Origin of the sequence: Cupriavidus sp. SIMBA_020 (assembly GCF_046535395.1) — a bacterium.
Classification (GTDB): domain Bacteria; phylum Pseudomonadota; class Gammaproteobacteria; order Burkholderiales; family Burkholderiaceae; genus Cupriavidus; species Cupriavidus campinensis.
The window spans coordinates 1-481 of the sequence record NZ_JAWRWU010000061.1; the positions used below are offsets into that span (position 1 = coordinate 1).

Annotated in this window: 1 protein-coding gene; it reads left to right on the forward strand. The window is 71.3% G+C overall.

The window, feature by feature from the left end:
- Positions 1-7: 7 nt before the first annotated feature.
- Positions 8-481, forward strand: a 474-nt coding sequence (locus SB751_RS28150) for a transporter (protein ID WP_410748803.1), incomplete at its 3' end; no start/stop codon positions are given.

Consider the following 481-nt stretch of genomic DNA (forward strand, 5'->3'; position numbering starts at 1 on the left):
CGGCAAGCTGGCCGGCGGCGTGGCGCAAGCCACCGAAGGCGGCGGCCTGGGCATCTATCCGGACGGCCTGGAGAACTTCATGTCGGGCGCGCTGCCGCCGCCTGGCGTGCATATGCTGGTCTACGCCGGCGTCGCCCGCTACGACAAGCTGCGCGGCAACGACGGCGAACGCCTGCCGGTGCCGGACTTCAAGGTCGACGTCAACGTGCTGGCCCCGCGCCTGATCTGGGTCACGCCGCAGCAGGTGCTGGGCGGCCAGCTGGCCTTCCATGCCATCGCGCCGCTGCTGGACGTGACCTTCAAGGCCGGCGGCCAGCGCTACCGCAGTACCGGCCTGGGCGACATGACGCTGGGCGTGGCGCTGGGCTATCACCTGTCCGAATCGCTGCACTACGTGGTCGGCCTGGCGCCCTGCGCAAGCCGCTGGACATCCTGGTGGCCACCCCCGGCCGCCTGCTGGACCACTGCGGCCAGAAGACGG